This is a genomic window from Bradyrhizobium sp. Cp5.3 (assembly GCF_000426265.1).
Classification (GTDB): domain Bacteria; phylum Pseudomonadota; class Alphaproteobacteria; order Rhizobiales; family Xanthobacteraceae; genus Bradyrhizobium; species Bradyrhizobium neotropicale.
Genome location: NZ_AUFA01000064.1, coordinates 1 through 20,004, shown reverse-complemented (window position 1 = coordinate 20,004; position 20,004 = coordinate 1). Strand labels below are relative to the sequence as shown.

Here is a 20,004-nt window from a genome sequence, read left to right as displayed (position 1 = left end):
ACCGAGCGGGACGCCGACACGGTGATGCGCTTTCGCGAGCTGGTCGAGCGGCACTATCGCAATCACCCGCCGCTCGATTTCTACGCGCGCAAGCTCGGCGTGACGGCGGCGCGTCTCAATGCGTGTTGCCGCGCTACCACGGGCAAGTCGTCGCTGGCGCTGATCAATGACCGGCTGCTCACGGAGGCCAAACGCAACCTGCTCTATTCCGACATGACCGTGAACGAGATCGGTGCGGCGCTCGGCTATGCCGATCCGGCCTATTTCAACCGGTTCTTCTCCCGCAATGTCGGCTTGTCGCCCGGCCGCTTCCGCGAGCGCCTGCTGCCCGGCCAGACCCGCGCGGTCGCCGGCTGAATCGCTCTCGGGCAAGCTGCATTGCGAGCTCAGCTATCGCGCGAAGGCTAGTCCCTGCCGCTGTAGCGCCACGGCTCGCCGAAACACTCAAGTGAATTCAATAGGCCATCGGGTCTCAATAGTGTCCCGAACAGCTTTGGTGACCGATCCGATGCCCCTCGTCACCGGACGCCGCTATGGCCCTCCAGGATCTTTCGCCTAGCTCTTCGCGGCAAAGGGGAGCCCACGACCACCAATTCTGGAAAGCCGCATCACTGGAGACGCGATTTCGCCAGAGTGTCCGAGGGTCGTTCCCCGAACTGAAGACGATAACTCTGCGCGAAATCACCTAAGTGCCAAAATCCGAAAGCGAGCGCACACGCCTTTACGCTATCCGTTCCGGCCAGCAGTCGTTGCCGCACGAGCCAAAGACGCCTCAGGCGCAAATATCGATGGAGGCTCATTCCTCGGTATCGTTTGACCGCCTCGTTCATGGTTCGCACTGAGGCGCCAACTTCTCGCGCAAGTTCTTCGCTGTAGATCGGACGCCCGATGTTGCCGGACAATACTTCCTGAATATCCCGGAAACTCCTGAAATGCCCAAGGTAGTTCGCATGAAACGCCCATCTTGCGTCAACAACGTGGGCGAATGCGGCATCAATTCCAGCCAGTAGGGACTCCCGGATTGCGGACGAGGCGTCGCCCGCCTCCCAGGCATCGAATGTCGCGGAAGTCGACAAGATCTGCCTCACGAGCTCGCGCAGCCAATGCTGCGCAGCGGTGCTTGTTTCAAACGCTTTCCAGTTGGGACCTGCTTGGGGCCAGCCACGATCCTGTATCGCTGGCGTGAAAATAATCGATGCGTATTGCCGCTCGGTCCGTTCGACTGTGGAATATGCAGCACCGCTGCCGCCGATCGCGATAGCCGAGTGATCTCTTTCGACCCCGTTGAAGCGAATGGGAAAACCGTCATCCATCGAGAACCCGACAGCTGTGCAATTGTCGGCAAGCTGACCATCGGCGATGCGCGGGAAAGACCTCGCAAAATTGATGTCACATCCCGGGAGATTTAGGATGACTTGCTCAGCAGAGATTTTCCGTGCGAGAGGCGTAAATTCGACCTTCAGATTTCGCACGGCTGTTCGATACTGATCGAGATCGGTAAAGCGAAATATCTTTGGCGCCAGCACAGCGAGAACCGCTATTCTCCTATCGAGGGGCAAGGCCCTCTAACAATACTAAAGCCGAATCGGGTTCTAGAGATTCCGGAATACTACGGGTTGAGCGTATAGCGACCAACACGTCGGGTCTTGCCGAATTTCTATCACGTGTCTTGCGCAACCTTAAGACTATGATACCCGCCGACCGCACCTTGCAAATCATTGCTCGCCATTTTCGCGATAATTCATCTTGAATGCGAATGGTCCGCAGTGGATCACCAAGAAGGGTCAATCGCTACGTCTTGCAGCCGATGCCCCGGCGTGTTCCCGGACTATCTTCCATGATCGACAACCCGAGAAGCCGGGACTGAGATGACGCGCTTCATTTGTTTGCAGGGCGCTGCGCCTGCTCAGATCTTCCCTGTCCGGTGGCCTGCGAGGTTCGGCTTGTGGCGGCCTCAAACACCGCAATACGCCGATCAAGTTGCCATAGCTCGATGTCGTTGACATCGACTAGCTGCTGAGCACGTTCTCTTGCTTCCTGCTCGTCGGCACACTGCAAATTGGCCACGCTTATAACGTGGTGGTCGTGATCCAAAAGGTAAGCTCGGTAGTGCGCCATCCCACGCCCCAAAGGCCCGCGCTCATCCATCAGCGTCCGCTCGATGTGCACGGCTTGTTTCTTATTGATCGCCAGACCCGGGCTGGCGAACCAAGAACCTGGATGGAGGAGACGCCTTGTCACGCTCCTTCATTCCCGATCTCGCGTGTTGATCATCAGGTCATCACCTCAATCCTTCAATGAGCGTCCTCCAGCCGAGCACATCGTTCGCCGTTAACAGCGAAGCGCCAAGCGTTGCCAGGTAGGATGGCAATTCGCAATCGGGACGCGCGTTCATATTGCCGACAAACGAGGCGACAGCGTTCTTGAGATCACCTCGGTCGAGATGATCGAAGGCCCGATGCTTGCACCGCTCGACATATTTGTCGCGCGTCATCTCAATCAACAGGGAACGTTCCATTTCGCCTCCCCAACCGACGATGCTTCCAATAGCGCCAGCTGGAACGGAACGGATTTTGCCTGTCTGTTCGAAAGGTGACAAATGGATGCTCTTTGGCTGCAAGTGTGGGAATTAGGACACAGAAACACATCGCAACCGCACTGATGCGACCACCCACATGCACCTCCGCGCACTGATTTCTGACCTACACTGGCAGGTCCAGATGCTCGATACCGAGATTCAGGAGGCCGAGCGGCAGGCCAACAATCCAATCAAGCAGCCGCACCTACTGCTCGCCCTGGGGGATCGTCGGACCAACCGGCGCGACGGAGATGGTGCCTCTCAGAGAAAGTGTCGCCGAATCCGCCGAGCGCCGAGTTTTGACTTACGGCTGGCGCGTTGCACGAGCTGAACCCGGGACCTGTCCGCCGAACTTCGAGGAGCCGGTGCCGCTGAGGGTGGTCGGGCCTGCAGCAGTCCCGTTCGGATCGGTGCGCGCCGCCGTTGCGCCGGGGCCGCGCATCATGTTCATCGAATTGAACAAACCGTGGTGGTGATGACGCTTGGCGCCGTGAGCCGAGGCGTAGCTGCCTGACAACGCCAGCGCGACGGCCAAAATAAGGGTGGCGGTTTTCATGGGCAACTCCTCCTTAGCGAGGAAACGTTGCGAGCACGCCATAGTTCCGCGCTGACTCTCGATGCCGACGCCCAGATGATTTCTTGACTTCGCGAGGGCTGACAGAACCCTCAATGCGAACAGTACATCTTGGCGCGGCGTAGTCTTCCACCACATAGAGACCAATGATAGCTCGGTTAGGCAAATTCTGCGATGCGTTCTATCTTGACGTTGGCCCTGTTGGTGATCCTGTGCGCTTCAGCGAACGCCGCAACGGGACGTCATACCCGCACGCGCCAGCCTACAATCGTTCGTTCCGATGCAGCCGCGAGTCCGCCGAAGCGCTTCGCGGTTCCCGGCTGGAGCGACGACGCGACGAGGCGATGGCTGGACAACGCCTCCTCCAATGTTGGCCGAGGAGGGTAGTCTCCGTCAGGCGCGGCGGCGCGCCTCGTGAATAGCGAGCCGGCCTGGCGACTGAGCGACGCCTTTTCGCGAGGTGCTTGACGCATTCGCACGATCACTTTAACCCCGCGCTTGATCTCGCTGGAGAATATCAAGTGGCAAAAAAGACGAAGAGCAAGCGCAAAGAGTACACCAAGGACGACGTCAAGCTGCTCAAGGCACATTCCAAAGCCCGCACCCCGGTGGCAAAGCTTTCGAAGCTGATGAAGCGGTCGGAGGGCTCCTTGAGACAAAAGGCGCGTAGTCTTGGAATTGGTTTAGGGCATCAGCGCTAAACTGCGGGATAAAGAAGGTTCTGCCCGTCCAGGACGGACGCATCCATATCGAAAAGATCAACGCGCCATTCCACTACACGCTGAAGGCATGCGAGCCGGAATTTGGCGCCGGCATAAAGCACGCGGTCGAGCGCGGTTGGCTCGAGTTGCACGAGTCCGGCACTTACGTCCGGCTCTTGAAGGCAGAACCAGCGAACTGGTGCGGATTGCGGGTGCGCGCGTCAGCCAACACGTAGATTTTCCGCGGACATCTTACTGGACCGCCCGGCCCTCAGCTCGTAGCTGATCCGCACGCCCTCAGCCAAGCCGGTGTAGCCGGCTTTCTCGACGGCACTGATGTGCACGAAGATGTCTGAGCCGCCGTCATCGAGCTGAATAGCCATAGCCTTTGGTCGCGTTAAACCACTTCACTTTACCGATCACCAACGTCAGTGTCTCAAAAAAAAGCATTTCCCCGAAGTGGAGCTGACCACGGACGCCTGACTGTACGATTTCCGACATAGGAGCGAGCGGCCATTATATCGCCGTCTCAATCCGCGCTTCGTCTGGATGGTCAGTGTCTGGATGATCAGATGCTCGGCCTGCATACCCGCGCAGTCAGGGGCCGCCCATCGAGAAGGTGAGAGGCTCGCCAGCGTGAAACGGCGGGCCATTTCCACGGTGAGAAGATATTAACGCCACATAGTGGGTGAGTTCAGGGCCTTGTGACCTGCCGCTTTCAACGCGTCTATCGAGAGTTGCCCCTGTGCCGCAGCTTCGAGGATCTTCGAGGCAACGCGCGTTCTGGCGCCGATCTCATTGACGGGAATATTCTCGCAGACTTCCTCGAGCACAGCCCTGAGAAGCGCAGTCATTTCGGCGTCAAACATGCCCAGCTCCCGACGTTGAGAGGATGCTGAACGCCGCACGAGCGGAATATATTCGCTCGCCAGCGTCCGCAATGCATTCCGGTCTGGGCCCTGAAATCCCAGCGCCGACGAAATTCGCACTCGTCTGTCAAAGTTTTGTGACACTAGCCAGCGTCAAATTGGCCTGCATGGCCGGCAGCGAACCGACCTAATGCGAGTATCCCGGTCCGTCTAACGCCGGTCGGTAGGATGAGCGACGGTTCCAGCCTCTAATGCCTCGGCAATTGTTGCGCGCCAGGCCATTTTGGCGTTGCGCTCGATTTGTGAACAACTGGTCAGGAGAAACGCGACCCGGCTGCATTGCCAATCCGCTCCCAAGCTGGGCTCAAAGAAGGCTCGTGGGTAACTGACGGTCATTGCCACTCCGGCAGCAACGAATACGGCGGCTATAAGCGCGAGCGTCCCTGAACTTTGAAATTTCATGGGCATGCTCCGTTTTTCGACGCGCGAACGTTATGCCCGGCTTACGCCTTCCAATTGTGAGCTATTTCACAAGTCCAACAAAAAAACCGAGCCGCTTCAGGTCCAAACAGAGCGAGGCTGGGCGGCATTGCCGAGACATTCGATGAGGCCCGCGCCGGCTTCCAAGCCATCTGGCAGGAGCTCGCCGCCGCGCGCACGAGGAGTTCGGCGTCGGCTGCGCTGTCGAGCGTGGCTGGCTGATGTTGCACGAGTACGTATGTGCGCCTACTGACGCCAGGCGAGGATCTGCTGAGGCCCTGAAACTGCACGCCATGAAACCGCCCCGCCTTCTCCGGGCAGAGAAAAGCGAGGCCGCCCGCGGCGAAGGTCGAGGATGGATGAAGCGCCGCACTTTTCGATTTGTCGCCTCAAGTATTAAATCGACACATCTACATCGGAATGGTGCTGCCGCGGCAGCTTGTCGGCTAACCTGCCCCCAACGCGACAGCCTTGGTCAGTTATCTTGTCCTTAGGTCATCCAAACGCGCCAGCCCAGCCTCAATCACGACGATGTCTTCCTCGATCTGCTGGATAGTACTCGTGCAATCGATCCCGGTACAAGCATTGAGGTCTGCGATAAGCTTCCGGCGCTGCATCCGAAGCTCATCGAGAGCCCTCTGATCCTTGAGGGAAACGTAACCCTCCACGATCAGCCCAATAGCACCTGACATCTCCCATACCCCAAGCCTTATTCATACCCTCAAGCTTACGTCACGCAATCAACGCGCCGGAGTTCGTCCAAAACAACGCCCCTCCGCAACTCGTGCGCAGCAGCCGTCAAGTGGGAGCCTACGATCAGCCCGAGCCGCTTTAATTTCAGGAGAGCAACGGGGTCACACAGCTCGATAGAAAGTCCGGCTCCCAGTATCGCAATGGCGCGTTGCTGCTCCGCGTCGAGATCAGCCCAGGAGGTGCCTTCCATCACGCGCCTCAAAATTGTCCTCCAAGGAGATCTCAGAACCCAAACGCATGCCTGATTTGCAGCAGCATATCCGTGGCCGCATCGGTGTACCGACCGTTGGTTAGGTATCGATCCAGTTGCGCCGTGCTAATCAGCGCCACAACTACCACCTTGAAGCCCTTAAACATTGGGCCTCTCCTGAAAGAGACCGCCAACCGGGCGTGTCGAAGTATTAAACCGTTCTCAGAATGCGCTGCCGCATATGGCGACCTAATATGCAAATGGTGACAGTGACTAGTAACCAGTTCCTTAACGAGCGCGATGTCTGGATGCACGCGCCATTGGATGAGGCGAAGGCGCTGCAGCGGCCGTTGCTGGACGATGTGCTCAAGATCGTGATGCGTGGCGCGGACAAGGAAGATCGGGCAGCGGCATAGCTGAAAGCAAGGAACAACTCTTCTCAGCCCGAATTGGCTTTTGGACCAAAGTTGGCCCGACAGTCCACCTCTCTGTGCCTCCCCAAGGCGGAACCTGCGCTATGGGAGAAATAATCATGGCTCACCCAACAGAAGAGCAGATACGGAAACGCGCGTTCGTGCTGTGGGAGCAGGCGGGCAAACCCGAAGGACGCGAAGATGAGTTCTGGAACCAAGCGCAGAGGGAATTGCAGGGCGCAGAAGAGCGTGGTGACCTAAACAAAGGTACCGACATTTAAGCTCGCTCCCAGAACCGCGCGTTCCTCAAAGAGCGGCCAATCAGAGCGCAGAGGAGAAATGGCATTACTTCGATGCGATAGGCCCAACAGCAGATCGCCCGACCCTAGACGCTTGCTCTTACGCGCTGCGTACCTATCTGTTTGGCCATGCAATTGACCGAAGTTCACGACCACGCAATCCAAGCCGGCATGGCGCTCATCGTCGGCGCGAAGACGTTCGACCGCCTCTTCGCCGGCGTGCAGTTCGACGAAGTTGATGGCGACATCCTGTTTGTTTACGCCAAGGACGAGGACACCGCGGCGAACATTGAGGACGAATTCGCGCTGCACATTTCGATCATCGCGTCCAAGATATTGGAGCGCGAGATCAACGTCGTAGTGGTGTTGCCGAGGCAGCTTGTCAGTTGAGCTTGACCATCCCTGTCCACACCAGACCGAGCGGGCCGAGTACGCTGATCAGACAACTGGGCCTAACCGCATTCCGCATCGACCTTCCACCGGGCTTTGCGGGGAGGCAATTTTTCTAACATGGGTTGGTTTTTTCACCGGACCGCGTCAGCTAACTAGTCTTCTCGGCGCTCCACATCGCGCTGCAAAGTTCCGTACGGCGATGGTCGAACAACTAGACCTTGAAGATTTTGCTTGGCAACTTGCGGCTGATGTGTACCGCCTCAATTTGTATGGCCTACTCACCGGACGATCAACGCTGAGGGGCTTAGCGGTAACGGACGAACAACTGGCCCGAGCTATCCGTGACAGCTTCAAGCAAGTTCACGAGACCGCTTATAAAGAAATGGTCAAGTTGGCGACCGACGCGGCTCTCGAAGCCTACGATCGGGTTGTGTCACGCAACATTAAGCAGTCGCGGGCTCGGCGCGCTAACTGACCGCTCGATCCACCGTGCGGCGTTCATCTACTTGGCGCCCCACATCTCATCACCAGAAGAGTGCTGATGCTCCCGGCCATGGGCCGCAGTGCAAGCGCCGCCCGAGGGTCGGCGGATTGATCCATCTCGCGTTCGCAGAAGAGCCAGAGTGGATCGTACGAAAATACGTGACGGGTACGACGCGGCTAGGCGAAGGTCCAGCCCTCGCCTTTCTTCACGCTACAATGCGCCGCAACACTCCATCAGCATAAGGGCGGTGGGATACCGGCCTCGGATCGGTTAGATCGAAGCGCGCAACCACCCCGACGCCGAAAGATGGGAGAACGAGAACGCCCCAAAATACGCCAAACCACGCTATGGCAGCCGCGGCCCCTACTCCCACTCGATTGTCTCGCATCGACCTATCGTTCTGATTTTCGGATACAAAATCGAGTTGAACGGTCCGAAGCACCGACGACCAGACCGTCACAACGTGTCCCTCATGAATCCACAGCAATATTTCTTCGGTTGGGCAATCGCTCGATATCGACATCCATTGAGATCTTTCGCTCATCGCCGCTGAACGCGTTTGGCGTTCGATCCCAAAGGGCGCGAACCCTAAATCTGGAGCGCTCGCCAGACGTCCGCATTGTCCTCGAGGGCGGATACCGAAATGCCGTGCGACCATCAGATCGGCAAGGCTCTCGCCAACAAAACAGCCCACATCTCTGTGCAGCCGCGCCAGTTCGGCGAACACGACATGCGCCAGCGGCATCGCCTCATGGATCGCCGCCTCGTCGGTCGGCTCGCCCAGCAACATCGGGCGGACGATGCGCTGGAAGGTGATGATGTTGCCGCAGCCGCTGCCCTGGAAGAGATGCCAATCGACGATGCTCATCACATGGTCTATGCGCGCCGCAGACTTGGGATCGGCCGGCGTCAAAGGCGGGTTGCGGCAGCGCGCGGTCGAGATAGCGCAAAATCGCCTGGGTCTCGTAGAGCCTGAAGTCGCCGTGATCGAGCACCGGCATGCGCCCGAACGGATAGCGCGTCAGATGCTCCGGCTGCCGCGATGTGCCGGCTTGACGCGGCAAGCCGCCAATTCGCGCCCTTCTCTTCGAGGGCGGCCATCGTGTCGCGCGCATAAAGGCCGCCTGGCGTGTCGCGCCCGACGAACTCCGACATCTGACGGGTCTCTTGGCCGGGGCCGTCATTGATATCGGCAGCCGCCCGTCGAGCACACGGCGATGTGAACGGCCCCCACTCCCGGTTCCGAAACAAGCGCCTTGATTTAGGAGCATATACACCTAATATAGCCTCCTATAGGAGCATATACTCTCATATGAACGAAGGAGCGTCGTCATGAGCGAAGCAACTATTCTGGTCAGCGGTGCGACCGGGCGGACCGGGGGCGCCGCCGTCGACGAACTGCTCAAGATGGGCAAGACGGTGCGCGCCTATGTGCGCTCGGTTGGCGAGCGCGCGGTGGCGCTGAGGCAGCGCGGCGTCGACATCGCCGTCGGCGATTTCACCGACATCGACGCTATTCGCGCGGCCATGGAGGGCATCCAATCCGCCTATTTCCTCCATCCGATCGCACCCGGAATCATCAGCGCGGCCGCCTATTTCGCCCAGGCAGCGAGAGAGGCCGGCGTCAGCGCGATCGTCAACATGTCGCAGATTTCGGCGCGCCGGGAATCGGCGAGCCATGCCGCGCAGGATCACTGGGTCTCGGAACGGGTGTTCGACTGGTCAGGCGTTGCGACAACGCATCTTCGCCCGACGTTTTTTGCCGATTGGCTGGTTTACCCGCATTTCGGAAAAGAGATCTGGGCGAAAAAGAAGATCGAATTTCCGTTTGAGAACGGTCGCCACGCGCCGATCGCCAGCGACGATCAGGGGCGTGTCATTGCCTACCTCCTGGCGAAGCCGCAAGGCCATAAGGGCAAGATCTATCCGCTGCACGGACCGGTGGAGATGAACCACACGGAGATCGCTGCCGAGATGAGCGAAGTGCTCGGCGCCAGGATCGACTATGCGCCGACCTCGATCGCGGTGTTCAAGGAGAAGATGGAGAATCTCTACAAGTTCCCTCCGTTTCTGGTGCAGCACTTGGTCGAAGTCGCCAAGATTTATCGCGACGGCATTTTCTCGGGCACCAACGATGCCGTCGAGAAGATCACGGGAACGCCACCGCTCTCGGTCCGGCAATTCATCGCGCAGAACCGCGCCGTGTTCGCCTGAACATAATCAAAGCCAGCATGAGTTTGAAAAATGTCCCCCCCCCAGGCCGAGCGCCATCCGGTTCTGGACGATCTGACTGCTGATGCGCAGCTGGTCAGCTCCGTCCTGCGCGGTCCCGTCACGGGACGCGAGGACGTCCGCCGCGTCGTCGATGCCGTCGGCACCTTCTACGCGTCGCAGACACCGACCTTCGTGCAGGATATCGGCTCGCGGCTTGTTCTCGAATACGAAGCCACGCTTACCAGCGGAGAGGAGCTGAGCGCAGCCGTCGTCGTCGAGCACAATCCCGACGGATCGGTACCGCGCGTCAGTGTGCGGATGAGTCCGCTTGGCGCGGTGCTGTCCCTTGCCGCCAGCCTGCGCGAGCGGCTGTCGAAGCAGCTGCCGGAAACTCTCTTTATCTGAACTGAAAACGAGCCAGCGGCGCGAACAGCCTCTGACGAAATTGGAAAGGCAGACTGTCATGGATATCAAGAGCGCAACCGTCTTCATCACTGGAGCCAATCGTGGCCTGGGCCTCGCCTTTGCACGCGAGGCACGTCGCCGCGGTGCCGCGAAAGTCTATGCGGGCATGCGCAAGACGGACGGCTTCAACGAGCCCGGCATCATCCCGGTCAAGATTGACGTCACCGATCCGACCTCGATCTCGGCTGCCGCTAAGTTGGCGGCCGATACGACGGTACTGATCAACAACGCCGGAATCGCTGCTCTGATCGACGGGCCGCTGTCGACCGACGTCGTGGCGCAATCGGCCCGCATGTTCGATACCAACTATTATGGCGTCGTGCGCGTCACGCAGGCCTTCGAACCGATCCTGTCGACGAAGCCGACCGCCGCCATCGTCAACGTGCTCTCAGACATCGTGTGGCTGCCGCGGCCGATTTTGACGCCCTATGCCGCGTCAAAGGCGGCGGCCTGGAGCTACACCAATCAGCTTCGCTTTCATCTGAGCGAACGCGGCGTTCAGGTTCTCGGCCTACATGTCGGGTTCGTGGACACCGACCTGACTAACGGCATTGACGTGCCGAAGGCGAGCCCCGAGGACGTGGTGCGCCAGACCTACGACGCCCTCGCCGCCGGCAAGAGCGAGGTGATGGCCGACAAAGGAACGGCGGTGCTGAAGAGCACGCTTGCGGGCGAGGAGCCCGGCTACATCACCCCGCCGCAAGGGTTTTGAGAATATCGGCTGCGCCCGCGCCGCGCCTATATCCGCGGCGCGGGCCGCGATGGAAACGAGAACGACAAGGAGTGTTGCCGTGAACAAGCCGCTGGGAGTCGATCAATGCAATTGCTCCGCCATGAGGAAGGCCAACCGGCAGATCTCGCGCTTTTATGACGCTCACCTCGAACCGGTTGGCCTGCGCATCACGCAGTTCCTCACCCTGGCGGCACTGAACGAACTCGGCAGCGCCGCCGTCAACGCGCTCGCCGAGCAGCTCGACATCGAACGGACCGCCATGGGCAAGATGGTCGGCTTCCTGGAACGTGACGGCCTCGTTCGGATCCGGCCCTCGCCCACCGATGGACGAAGTCGCCTCATCGAGCTGACCGATGCCGGCCGCCGTTTTCACGACAAGGCCGCTCCGCTTTGGCAGCGTGCGCAGCGGGAGTTCGAGCAGCTGAACGGGGCGAAAAATGTCGCCGTGCTGCGAGGGGCCCTGCGCAACATGGTCGTCGGCAACATCAAGCCGAGCTCATCGGAGGACTGAGCGCCGCCATCCGATCGCGAGCGCGCGGCAGCGATGCGTGGCCGGCACGAGCAAGGCCGTACGATTATGCACGCTACATCGGACCTCCGATCGCAGCGTAACCTCGAGAAGATATGGCCCGAGTTATCTCGAGGCATATCCAGGTTCCACGAGCGGTTGCCGTTTTGCAAAGGAACTTGCGCTACGAGTCAAAAGCAGCAGTCAATGCTTCCCTCTCCCACGTCCGCTCTGCCATCAGAACGAGACATCGCCGCAACCAGCACTCGCTTTGGCTAACGATCGGGGGCGACGGGCGGCGCCGCGAGCTTCGAGCAGTCGGCCTCAGAAAAAGACCGTCAGAACGATCACAATTCTTGACGGTCTTTTCTCCATCGGGTCTTGCGACTTGTGATCAAACCGTTGGAAGAACCGTCAAATGAGTCGGCTTGGTCCGTCCGCCGCGAGACTCTCGTTAAATCAATAATTTGGACGAACAACGGCACGGAGAGACGATGGAAAGCGAATGATCAATGAGATCTCCTGTAGCCCCTCGTCTTTCCTACGCTATTTCTCTCCAACGCACTCCGGAATAGCCGGTCCCCCTACTCCCACTCAATCATTTGGAACGCCGTTACGGCGTTGATTTGCAAGCACAAACTTTCGAACCTGGCGGACAAATCCCGACGGCATATCCGCCCTAAATTTTTGGTCTTGAATTCACAGGAAAATTAGTGCGGCGCGGACGAATGGCTACTTCGGGAAGTATCGGAGTCAATCGACTGAGTGGGTGAGCGTGCTTGACCGTAAGGGTCACCGCCGCACTCGCGCGCCTTTGCTTCCGATACCGTCAATGATCAGGAAAACCGTGGTTGGCTCGTGAGGTGATAGCTCGCACCGATCAGGCGCGATCCGGAAGCAGGAGGCAGTTCCCGGTTTCTACTCATCGTCCAGAGCGAGCCTCGACCGCTGCGAACGAGGACGACAATTGCATGTTTCCGCTTTTCGGAGCGCGTTTTGGGTGTCACCATGCTCGTGAAAGGACGGGAGGGCCGCCATGCGCTGGTGTGTCTCGGTCGGCGCGGTGCTTGTTGCGGTGGCGATGGTCGGAGGTGACGTTGCTGGCATTGCCGCGCCGACCCCGAACTCTCGATTCGCCGACACCAACCACAGTGTACAGCCCGTCAATGTCGAGCTCGTTATCGCCGTCGACGTCTCCTATTCGATGGATATGGACGAACTTGCCATTCAGCGCGAGGGCTATGCACAGGCCATCGTCTCGAAAGAGTTCCTTGAGGCGCTTAGGACCGTTCCGGGCAGCAAGGTGGCCGTGACCTATTTCGAGTGGTCGATGTCGGGCGACGAGAAGATCATCGTTCCCTGGCGCATGATCGACGGCCCGGAATCGGCGGATGCAGTGGCCGCCGAGATCATAAAAACGCCGGTTCGCCGAGGTTCGAGTACCTCGATTTCCGGCGCGATCAATTTCGCACTCCAGCTGTTCGAAGAGAATCCCTATCGCGGGTTGCGGCGCGTCATCGATATCTCCGGCGATGGGCCGAACAACGATGGAGCCCCCGTAACCGGGGCACGTGACGCTGCCCTGGAGAAAGGCATCATTATCAACGGCCTCCCGATCATGGTGAAGGAGCCATCCCTCTCGACGACCGATATCGAGAATCTCGATCTCTATTACGAGGACTGCGTGATCGGGGGGCCGGGCGCCTTCATCATGACGATCAAAGATCGCGAACAATTCCAGGAAGCGATCCGGACCAAGCTTGTTCGCGAAGTTGCGGGCCTCACGCCAGAGAGCGGGATCGTCCCAGCCGCCGAGAAAAAGCCCCGGGTGCCCTGTCTGATCGGCGAAAAAAAATCGCAGGAGCGCGGCCGGCGATGAGACAGCAGTTTATCATGGTCGCCGCCCCATGCGCCGGGGCATTGGAGGTGCTAACGTCCGTTCGTGGCCCACACCGACGAATTCCCGCGCTCGTCCAAATGGCAGCTGTTAAGGGGCGACCGGAAATGGCTGACGTATGGCCAAAACGACGCGACTGGCGAGCAGGTTTTGGAAACTGTGCCCCAGCAGGCCGTCGTCAGCATCTATTGGAGCACAAGGAGGTCCGATATGGCGACAGCAGCTACCCAAGTCGTTTTTGATACGCCCGCGGCGGTGTTCCAGCTTCCGGCCACCGACGGCAAGACTTACGCACTGGACGACGTTGCGGGCGAAAAAGGCACGGTCGTCGTCTTCATCTGCAACCATTGTCCCTATGTTAAAGCGGTGATCGACCGCATAGTTTCGGACGCCCGCGTGCTGATGTCGGAGAGCATAGGCTTTGCAGCGATTTGCTCGAACGATGCGGCGAGCTATCCCGAAGACTCATTTGAGAATATGAAGCGTTTCGCGAAGGCTCATGATTTCCCGTTTCCATATCTCCACGACGAGACCCAGACAGTCGCTCGGGCGTATGGGGCGGTCTGTACGCCGGACTTCTTCGGCTACAATGCCGACCGCAAGCTCAAGTATCGCGGCCGGCTCGACGAAGGGCGCACAACTCCGCCTCGCGCGGGGGCGCCCCGAGAGCTTGTCGAGGCCATGCGCGCGATTGCGACCACCGGTCTGGCGCCGGCTGACCAAAAGGCGTCTGTTGGCTGCTCGATCAAATGGAAGGACGAATGAAGCCGATCCCTGTCAACAGGTTTCGTATCTGAGACCGCGGCGTGCGGCAGCATTTGCTGCACATGTGCGATTTGACTAGCGGCATCACGAAGGCCCTGCGGCCGCTGCCGGGGTCGCATTCGCCCCCTTCTCCTTCAGGTCTGCTTCCGGGGCAACACGGACATCAACCGGTGAGATAACCGGCTAAGTCGGTCGAAAATGACCCAACTCGCACCTTCCCAGTTGACGCACGTTCATTGCAGCCGGGCCACGGGCCCGACAACATGCCACTTGAGAGACAATCGGGCTCCTGCGATTACCGCTCACAGGCCTTTGACAAAGTGCTAGGGTCCCCCTTGTCCCAGCGGCGTGGATTAGTCGGGTCGTTCGGAGGACGCGGTGGCCGAGCAGCGGGTTCAGAGACGACTAGCGGCGATCCTGGCTGCCGACGTGGTCGGCTACTCTGCGTTGATGCAACGCGCTGAGGAAACCACCTACGCCGAGTTCGAGCGGCTGAAGCACGAAGTAATCGAGCCTGGCCTCTCTCGCCACGACGGGCGACTGATCAAGACCACGGGTGACGGCGCCTTGGCCGAGTTCGCAAGTCCATCGGCTGCGGTGCAATGCGCGGTGGAGATACAGGAAAGCATCGCATCAGGCCGAAGCTCCCTTAAGCTACGCATTGGGATCAATCTCGGAGAGGTTATCGTCGGGGCTGACGGCGATCTTTTTGGCGACGGGATCAACATTGCTGTCCGGCTGGAGGGGACCGCCGACCCGGGCGGCATCCTGATTTCCGAGAAGGTGTACGGCGAAATCGAAGGCAAGTTGGCCGTTGGCTTCGAGGATCGCGGCGAGCAGCAGCTAAAGAACATCTCCAGGCCGGTCCGCGCATACGCCGTCCGCGCGGCGGCGTATAGCGCGCCGACCGAGGGGTTAGGTACGGCCCCTCCACTTCCACACAAGCCCTCCATCGCGGTGCTGCCGTTCGAGAACCTGAGCGGCGATCCCGAGCAGGAGTATTTTGCGGACGGAATGGTCGAGGAGATCATCACGGCACTCTCGCGGTTCAAATCGCTGTTCGTGATCGCTCGCAACTCCAGTTTCACGTTCAAAGGCAAAGCCGTCGATATCAGGGAAGTCGGGCGCAGGCTTGGCGTCCGCTACATCCTTGAGGGGTCTGTTCGCAAGGCCTCTGGGAAAGTTCGCATCACAGGGCAGTTGATTGATGCGATGACAGGGGCACATATTTGGGCGGATAGGTTCGAGCGCGACCTGACGGACGTTTTTGCTCTCCAAGATGAAGTGGCGGTCGCCGTTGTCTCAGCCATTCAGCCAAAGTTGCTTCAGACAGAAATTGCGATGGCGACGCGGCGGCGACCAGAGAACCTCACTGCCTATGACTTTTATCTCCGTGCTATGCAGCAGTACTACCCGGCGACCCGCGAAGGTTTGGCCGAGGCGATCAGACTGGCTCATCGCGCTTTGGAACTGGACCCTCGATTCGGCTTTGTCGCGGCTCTGGCAGGCGTCTGTCACTCGCGAAACGTCCTTTTTGGCTATGCTAGCGATCCCCAATTCGAACGCAACGAAGCGGTTCGGCTTCTTCGCTGGGCATTGAGCGTCGACGATGGTGATCCAGACACGTTAGCAGCGGCTGCCTTAATCTCGGCGTACACGATCGGCGATTATGAAGGTGCAATCGAAATGGCTGACCGGGCGGTCGCGCTCAACCCAAATTCATATCGGGCATGGTTCAACAGAGGCTGGGTCTATAGAGTTGCGGGGCTGCCGGAGGAAGCGGTCCGAAGCTTTGAACGTGCTATTCACATGAGCCCGGTAGACCCGGAGCTACACCAGCCGCTTGCTGGAATAGGGTTTGCCTTGATTGAGCTTCAACGCTTTGACGAGGCCATCGTCGCAGGGAAGAAATCCCTTCGTCACAATTCCTCCTATTCGCTAGCTTACCGCTGTCTCGCGTCCGCTTTCGCCCATCTCGGACGCGATGCGGAGGCGCGTGAGGCGGCGGCCCGTCTGCTTGAGCTCGATCCCACTTTTACAATATCCGGGTGGATAGCTCGCGGCGGACAATCAAACTCGAAGCTGATGTTAGAGGGCTTTCGGAAAGCGGGGTTGCCCGAATAAGCCGGGTTGCGCCCCGCGCCGACGAGGTGATCGAACTGGACGCGATTTGCTGCGGCGCATAAGTCTGCTCCTGGTCCGTTTGGGACATACCAACCGGCCCGAAAACTGTCCGCTTATCGAGGTAAACCGGAAGTGGCTCGCCTGCGGTCAAAATGGCGTCTTGACTCCAACCGGACGTTGGGCGCCCCAGGACAGGAACTGTGGTATCCTCCGTCAACGCGATGGGACGGTTCAATAAAAGCGGCTGCCCTTCGAAGGGCACTTGCTGTGCGTCCTCGTGTCCTCGCCGGGCTCCGGGACAGCACAAAATGGCCCGGCGTCCCGACCTCTTAGGCGCTACTCGGCCCGCGCCGACGAGGCGATCGAATGAGAGGCAGCTGGTGCGATCCAGCCGGCGGAAGACCGATCCGAGTAAGGGACAGCGCTCTCCCGGGTCTCGAGGAGGACCAGCATCGTGAAGCGGGACTTCGACCTTATCGTCTATGGCGCGACGGGTTACACCGGCCGCCTTATCGCCGAATATCTGGCGACGTCCTATCGCGGCGACGATACTGCGTCCTGGGCGATCGCGGGACGCTCGACCGACAAGCTCCAGAAGGTGCGTGCGGACATCGGCGCACCGGACGATTTGCCTTTGGTTAAGGCGGATGCCGACGAGCCGGTGAGCCTGCATTCGATGTGCGATCGTGCGGCCGTGATCATCACGACGGTCGGGCCCTATCAGATCCACGGTACTGAGCTTGTCGCGGCCTGCGCGGCCACGGGCACGGCCTATGTCGATCTGTGCGGCGAACCGGCTTGGATGCGGCACATGATCGACGCCCATCACAAAGAGGCGAAACGGACCGGCGCGCGCATCGTCTTCTCCTGCGGATTCGATTCCCTTCCGTTCGATCTGGGCGTGCTCACGTTGCAGGAGAAGGCGCGCGAGAAATTCGGACGCCCGGCGCGGCGGGTCAAGGCCCGCCTGCGCAAGGTGAAAGGCGGGATGTCTGGCGGCACCGCGGCGAGCGCTCAGGCGACGTTAGCGGCCGCCACGCGCGATCCGGCCCTGATCCGGCTGCTGACCGACCCCTTCGCGTTGACGCCCGGATTCACCGGGCCGTCTCAGCCGTCGGGCCTCATCCCCGAATACGACCCGAGGATGAACGTGTGGCTCGTGCCGTTCCCTATGGCGCCGATCAACACCAAGAACGTGCACCGCACGAATTTCCTATTGGGTCATCCCTACGGCACCGACTTCGTTTACGACGAGATGATGGTCGCGCCGGGATTTGGGGAAATCGGTCGCGTGACGACGGAGACCTTCGCCACTATATTTTCCCTACTCGGGACCGGCGGTCTCAAAGCCGGTGCAGGCCCGACTCGGGAGGAGCGCGAGAAGGGCTTCTACGACATTCTCTTCCTGGGCGAGCTGCCGGATGGCGGACGGGTCGAGGCGGTAGTCACGGGCGACCGCGATCCGGGCTACGGCTCGACCAGCAAGATGATCGCCGAGAGCGCTCTCTGCCTCGTGCGCGACGTGCAGGGCGAGGGCGGCATCTGGACGCCGGGCGCGCTGATGGGGCCGGCGTTGCGCAAGCGTCTGACGGAGCGCGCCGGCCTCACCTTCAGCGCGCGTTGAGCTAACGCTCGGAACCAGCGGCGTGCCGCATTACGCGGATCGTAACCAACGAAAGCGCGGACTGGTGTCCGCGGCCTCAAATCCGGTTCAATGGCCGCTTTCGGCCCGTTTGAGACGTCCCCTCTGGCTCTGGGAATGTCCGATCATCGGGACAGCGACGAGCTCCATCGCAAGGTTTCACGATGAAGAAGGTAATCAACCCAGCACCGTCGCGCCGCCACTTTTTGCGGCTGACGTCGATGGCCGCGGCATCAGCTCTGACTCCAACGGTGTTGTGGGCCGAGCAACAAGAAGCAGCGGATTCGGCCAGGTCCCAAGCCGTGCCCGCGCGCATTGCCACGTTCGATGAGGTATGGCGGACCGTGCGAGACCGGTTCTACGATCCGCACCTGCACGGGCTCGATTGGTCGGCGGTCCGGGAACGTTACTTGCCGGACGCCACGCGGGCGAGTTCCGAAGAGGCGCTGGCCGGCGCCATCAATAGCATGCTATCTGAGCTGCATGCTTCGCACACCCGCTACTACACACCGTACGAACCAGAGTACTACCAGCTTTCCGATATCTTTGCTGGTGCGTTAAGGCGGCGCGGACTGGAACGCGTTTTTCCGAGTGGCCGTATCTCCTATCCCGGCATTGGCGTCCTCTCGCGTCTCGACATGCAGGGCCGCAGCCTGATCACCGGCGTCATTGAAGGCACGCCGGCCCAACAAGCCGGCCTGCTCGCTGGTGATGTGATCGTGTTCGCCGATGGTGCACCGTTTCAGCCGGTTCAGTCATTCCGTGGCAAAGTCGGCAGGGAAGTTGTGCTGGGGCTGCGTCGTGCCGGCGCGTTTGTGCAACTATCGGTTACTGCGGTTGAAATTGAGCCCAACAAAATGTTCTTGGACGGCCTGAAGGCCAGTGCCCGTATAATACCGACCAACGGCCGACGGATCGGCTACGTTCATGTCTGGTGCTACGCTGGCTCCGCGTATCAGCGGACGCTCGAGCATCTTCTATCGCAGAGTCCGCTGAACGACGCCGACGCGCTGATCTGGGACCTGCGAGACGGCTGGGGCGGCGCGATTCCCGATTATCTTGATTTGTTCAACACGCGAGCGCCGACGATGCAGGTCACTGATCGCAATGGCGCCAGCGGGCTCGAGAACGTGAAGTGGCGTAAGCCCGCCATGCTGGTCAACGGTGGCACCCGCAGCGGCAAGGAGATCCTTGCCTATGGCTTCAAGAAATATCGGCTTGGGCGAGGTCATCGGTAGCCGGACCGAGGGAGCTGTCCTCGCTGCGACGGCATTTCTCATTGACGGCGGCCTGCTGTTGCTCGCGGTCGGGGACGTGCAGGTCGACGGCGAGCGGCTGGAAGGCGTTGGCGTCGCCCCCACGATCGAGGTCCAAGCTGACCCGGCCTCTATGGGTCCAGGTGATCCTCAACTCAATCGTGCAATCGCAGTCCTATCCGTGGCCTGATCCTCGGGAGGCAACCTGCCAGCTCTGCCCCCGATCCGCGAGGACCGGACGCCACAAGTGAAATGCTGCGCTTCTTGCCAGAGCATTCGATCCCACGGCAGCCAGGCTAGAGTCAGTCCGCTCGTGATGCTGTGGACGGCTCCTCCACCGGCACGAGAGTGCCAAGGAGTGGGCGCCGTTTGAGGCTCCCACGATTCGGAGGAGCAGCCTATGCAGTCAATTTCGACGATCGGTCTGGATATTGCGAAGTCGGTCTTCCAAGTACACGGCGTTGATGCAGCCTGCCAAGTGGTCGTACGCCGTCAGTTGAGGCGCCGGCACGTCTTGGCATTTTTCCAGAAGCTGCCGCCATGCCTGGTGGGGATCGAGGCGTGCGCCTCATCGCACCACTGGTCCCGCGAGCTGCAGGCGCTGGGGCATACGGTGCGGTTGATGCCGCCGGCCTATGTGAAGCCCTACGTCAAGCGGCAGAAGAA

25 protein-coding genes and 2 pseudogenes are annotated in these 20,004 nt (G+C 59.9%); 16 read left to right on the top strand and 11 right to left on the bottom strand.

Features of this window, described 5'->3' with window-relative positions; genetic code table 11:
• The coding region (locus K289_RS0137890; RefSeq protein ID WP_027556154.1) for a helix-turn-helix domain-containing protein at nt 1-357 on the top strand (357 nt) is incomplete at its 5' end.
• 251 nt (nt 358-608) lie between these two features.
• Here K289_RS0137890 and K289_RS0137885 read toward each other — a convergent pair.
• The 4 genes from K289_RS0137885 to K289_RS46675 form a co-directional block, all read right to left on the bottom strand.
• Nucleotides 609-1,526, bottom strand: a complete 918-nt coding sequence (locus K289_RS0137885) for a helix-turn-helix domain-containing protein (RefSeq protein ID WP_156918403.1) — start codon at nt 1,524-1,526, stop codon at nt 609-611.
• Between the two features lie 352 nt (nt 1,527-1,878).
• The gene (locus K289_RS46680; protein ID WP_245284116.1) at nt 1,879-2,241 is read right to left on the bottom strand and encodes a hypothetical protein; all 363 of its coding nucleotides are present in this window, start codon (nt 2,239-2,241) and stop codon (nt 1,879-1,881) included.
• Nucleotides 2,242-2,281: 40 nt separating this feature from the next.
• Nucleotides 2,282-2,518 (bottom strand): hypothetical protein, encoded by a 237-nt coding sequence (locus tag K289_RS0137875; RefSeq protein WP_035687434.1) that lies wholly within the window; start codon nt 2,516-2,518, stop codon nt 2,282-2,284.
• Between the two features lie 364 nt (nt 2,519-2,882).
• Nucleotides 2,883-3,134: a hypothetical protein gene (locus tag K289_RS46675; RefSeq protein ID WP_035687431.1), complete on the bottom strand. Its 252-nt coding sequence runs from the start codon at nt 3,132-3,134 to the stop codon at nt 2,883-2,885.
• A 539-nt stretch (nt 3,135-3,673) separates the two neighbouring features.
• Between K289_RS46675 and K289_RS46670 the strand changes: the two genes are divergently transcribed.
• A complete protein-coding gene (locus tag K289_RS46670) occupies nt 3,674-3,853 on the top strand; it encodes a hypothetical protein (RefSeq protein ID WP_035687439.1) in 180 nt (59 codons plus the stop codon).
• Nucleotides 3,854-4,074: 221 nt separating this feature from the next.
• On the opposite strand, the pseudogene K289_RS46665 reads toward K289_RS46670, so the two are convergent.
• From K289_RS46665 to K289_RS52930, 4 genes and pseudogenes are all read right to left on the bottom strand, one after another.
• Nucleotides 4,075-4,279, bottom strand: a pseudogene (locus K289_RS46665) (cold-shock protein).
• 245 nt (nt 4,280-4,524) lie between these two features.
• Nucleotides 4,525-4,722 carry a hypothetical protein gene (locus K289_RS0137850; RefSeq protein ID WP_027556148.1) on the bottom strand — a complete coding sequence of 66 codons (198 nt, stop codon included), beginning with the start codon at nt 4,720-4,722 and terminating at the stop codon, nt 4,525-4,527.
• Nucleotides 4,723-4,932: 210 nt separating this feature from the next.
• Nucleotides 4,933-5,184: a hypothetical protein gene (locus K289_RS49585; protein WP_198024862.1), complete on the bottom strand. Its 252-nt coding sequence runs from the start codon at nt 5,182-5,184 to the stop codon at nt 4,933-4,935.
• A 993-nt stretch (nt 5,185-6,177) separates the two neighbouring features.
• On the bottom strand, nt 6,178-6,312 hold the full coding sequence (locus K289_RS52930; RefSeq protein WP_256380041.1) for a hypothetical protein: 135 nt from the start codon (nt 6,310-6,312) through the stop codon (nt 6,178-6,180).
• An 87-nt stretch (nt 6,313-6,399) separates the two neighbouring features.
• On the opposite strand from K289_RS52930, the gene K289_RS51090 reads away from it, so the two are divergent.
• The 4 genes from K289_RS51090 to K289_RS52635 all read left to right on the top strand — a co-directional run bounded on the left by K289_RS51090 (nt 6,400) and on the right by K289_RS52635 (nt 7,725).
• The gene (locus tag K289_RS51090) at nt 6,400-6,561 is read left to right on the top strand and encodes a hypothetical protein (protein WP_156918402.1); all 162 of its coding nucleotides are present in this window, start codon (nt 6,400-6,402) and stop codon (nt 6,559-6,561) included.
• Between the two features lie 116 nt (nt 6,562-6,677).
• A complete protein-coding gene (locus K289_RS49580) occupies nt 6,678-6,839 on the top strand; it encodes a DUF2934 domain-containing protein (RefSeq protein WP_084788896.1) in 162 nt (53 codons plus the stop codon).
• Nucleotides 6,840-6,986: 147 nt separating this feature from the next.
• On the top strand, nt 6,987-7,247 hold the full coding sequence (locus K289_RS0137820) for a hypothetical protein (protein WP_027556145.1): 261 nt from the start codon (nt 6,987-6,989) through the stop codon (nt 7,245-7,247).
• A complete protein-coding gene (locus K289_RS52635) occupies nt 7,237-7,725 on the top strand; it encodes a hypothetical protein (protein ID WP_245284115.1) in 489 nt (162 codons plus the stop codon). Before K289_RS0137820 ends, K289_RS52635 begins: the two co-directional genes overlap by 11 nt.
• Before the next feature lie 214 nt (nt 7,726-7,939).
• On the opposite strand, the gene K289_RS51085 is transcribed toward K289_RS52635, so the two are convergent.
• Both K289_RS51085 and K289_RS52630 read right to left on the bottom strand, forming a co-directional pair.
• On the bottom strand, nt 7,940-8,602 hold the full coding sequence (locus tag K289_RS51085; RefSeq protein ID WP_027556143.1) for a hypothetical protein: 663 nt from the start codon (nt 8,600-8,602) through the stop codon (nt 7,940-7,942).
• The gene (locus K289_RS52630; RefSeq protein ID WP_371260902.1) at nt 8,484-8,849 is read right to left on the bottom strand and encodes a glutathione S-transferase N-terminal domain-containing protein; all 366 of its coding nucleotides are present in this window, start codon (nt 8,847-8,849) and stop codon (nt 8,484-8,486) included. The genes K289_RS51085 and K289_RS52630 overlap by 119 nt, the downstream gene beginning before the upstream one ends.
• Nucleotides 8,850-9,066: 217 nt before the next feature.
• Between K289_RS52630 and K289_RS0137805 the strand changes: the two genes are divergently transcribed.
• From K289_RS0137805 to K289_RS46650, 9 genes are all read left to right on the top strand, one after another.
• On the top strand, nt 9,067-9,948 hold the full coding sequence (locus K289_RS0137805; RefSeq protein WP_027556142.1) for an NmrA family NAD(P)-binding protein: 882 nt from the start codon (nt 9,067-9,069) through the stop codon (nt 9,946-9,948).
• 30 nt (nt 9,949-9,978) lie between these two features.
• Nucleotides 9,979-10,353 (top strand): hypothetical protein, encoded by a 375-nt coding sequence (locus K289_RS0137800; RefSeq protein ID WP_027556141.1) that lies wholly within the window; start codon nt 9,979-9,981, stop codon nt 10,351-10,353.
• A gap of 58 nt (nt 10,354-10,411) precedes the next feature.
• A complete protein-coding gene (locus K289_RS0137795) occupies nt 10,412-11,125 on the top strand; it encodes an SDR family oxidoreductase (RefSeq protein WP_027556140.1) in 714 nt (237 codons plus the stop codon).
• A 49-nt stretch (nt 11,126-11,174) separates the two neighbouring features.
• Nucleotides 11,175-11,657 (top strand): MarR family winged helix-turn-helix transcriptional regulator, encoded by a 483-nt coding sequence (locus K289_RS0137790; RefSeq protein WP_027556139.1) that lies wholly within the window; start codon nt 11,175-11,177, stop codon nt 11,655-11,657.
• A 1,033-nt stretch (nt 11,658-12,690) separates the two neighbouring features.
• Nucleotides 12,691-13,533, top strand: coding sequence for a DUF1194 domain-containing protein (locus K289_RS0137785; protein WP_027556138.1), 843 nt, complete (start codon nt 12,691-12,693; stop codon nt 13,531-13,533).
• 228 nt (nt 13,534-13,761) lie between these two features.
• Nucleotides 13,762-14,316, top strand: coding sequence for a thioredoxin family protein (locus K289_RS0137780; protein ID WP_027556137.1), 555 nt, complete (start codon nt 13,762-13,764; stop codon nt 14,314-14,316).
• 378 nt (nt 14,317-14,694) lie between these two features.
• Complete coding sequence (locus K289_RS0137775; protein WP_027556136.1) at nt 14,695-16,440, top strand: adenylate/guanylate cyclase domain-containing protein; 1,746 nt, start codon at nt 14,695-14,697, stop codon at nt 16,438-16,440.
• A gap of 454 nt (nt 16,441-16,894) precedes the next feature.
• Nucleotides 16,895-18,064 (top strand): trans-acting enoyl reductase family protein, encoded by a 1,170-nt coding sequence (locus K289_RS0137770; protein ID WP_027556135.1) that lies wholly within the window; start codon nt 16,895-16,897, stop codon nt 18,062-18,064.
• Between the two features lie 182 nt (nt 18,065-18,246).
• On the top strand, nt 18,247-19,320 hold the full coding sequence (locus K289_RS46650) for a S41 family peptidase (protein ID WP_051311249.1): 1,074 nt from the start codon (nt 18,247-18,249) through the stop codon (nt 19,318-19,320).
• Here K289_RS46650 and K289_RS51930 read toward each other — a convergent pair.
• Complete coding sequence (locus K289_RS51930) at nt 19,286-19,456, bottom strand: hypothetical protein (protein ID WP_198024861.1); 171 nt, start codon at nt 19,454-19,456, stop codon at nt 19,286-19,288. The genes K289_RS46650 and K289_RS51930 overlap by 35 nt on opposite strands.
• Before the next feature lie 282 nt (nt 19,457-19,738).
• Here K289_RS51930 and K289_RS0137760 point away from each other — a divergent pair.
• Nucleotides 19,739-20,004 (top strand): annotated as a pseudogene (locus tag K289_RS0137760) (IS110 family transposase); the annotation flags it as partial.